Raw genomic sequence first — 1,304 nt, 5'->3', positions numbered from 1 at the left:
CGACAGAAACGCCGACAGAAACTCCGACAGAAACCCCGACACCAACTCCGACAGAAACGCCGACTCCGACAGAAATTCCGGCAGAAACGCCAACGCCGACTCCGACAGAAATTCCGACAGAAACGCCAACACCAATTCCGACTCCAATTCCGACACCAATTCCCGCAGAAACACCAATTCCGACAGAAACGCCAACACCAACTCCGACAGAAATTCCGACAGAAACGCCAACACCAACGCCAACTCCGACAGAAATTCCGACAGAAATTCCCGCAGACATTCCCACAGCAACTCCGACACCGACAGAAATTCCGACAGAAGATTGCCTTTGTAACTCTCTATCCCTCCCAAATCTCAACCAACCCAATCCTGTAGAAAAGGTAGTTGTGAATAGTACGATCGATCTACCCCTCACAGGTACTGCTAGCAATGAGACATTCGACGGCAGCAGCAGCGAGGATTATTTCCAGGCTAAAGAAGGTAACGATAACCTGTTTGGCGGCGAAGGAAATGACTTTTTAAACGGTAACGAAGGCAATGACTTTATATCGGGTGGAACGGAAGAGGACTTGCTTTTTGGTGGCAAGAATCAAGACATTATTCTTGGTAATGAAGGAAGAGATAGATTATTTGGAAATCGAGGAGAAGATTCGCTCAATGGCGGAGAAGATAGCGACTTCATTCACGGCAACGAAGACTCTGATTTTTTAGATGGGGGAAAAGGAAACGATTTCTTATGGGGAGGTAAGGATAGAGATTTAATTTTAGGCGGTGAAGGAAACGATACTCTGTTGGGAAATGTAGGTGACGATACTGCCTGTGGTGGCGGTGGCAACGATTACTTGCAGGGTGATGAAAATAACGACCTACTTGATGGCTGTGAAGGAGATGATACGATTTGGGGAGGAAAAGACAATGATACCATATTTGGGGGAGCGGGAGACGACTTTTTAAGCGGCGATTTGGGAGATGATTTTTTAATTGGAGGAAGTGGGAACGATCGTTTTCTGGTTTGGGCAGATTCAGGGACGGATATCATTCGAGATTTTGAACCCGGAAAAGATGCGATCGCCCTTACTAGAGGTTTGACTGCCTCTCAACTGTCAATTAGTCAAGCCAACAGCGACACCTTAATCCGCTTGACAGCAACAGGTCAAATTATAGCCACTCTCAATAATGTATTTGTTGCTCCTACCATTTTAGATTAAACAGGACTTACGCGCAGAAACTAAAGAAACCGGGTTTTTTACTATTATTGAGGGTGGTGGGCAAGTATTTTGGTTAAAAACCCGGTTTCTGGCTAC

At 45.9% G+C, this 1,304-nt stretch carries 1 protein-coding gene; it reads left to right on the top strand.

All coding sequences use genetic code 11. The annotated features are described in order from the left end of the window. Window positions 1-1,208 (top strand): calcium-binding protein (locus QUB11_RS17905; RefSeq protein WP_333391304.1); only part of this gene is annotated, 1,208 nt, incomplete at its 5' end. Window positions 1,209-1,304 lie beyond the last annotated feature (96 nt).

This window comes from Microcoleus sp. B6-A1 (assembly GCF_036705085.1).
Taxonomy (GTDB): domain Bacteria; phylum Cyanobacteriota; class Cyanobacteriia; order Cyanobacteriales; family Microcoleaceae; genus Microcoleus.
This window is presented reverse-complemented; position numbering and strand designations above follow the sequence as displayed.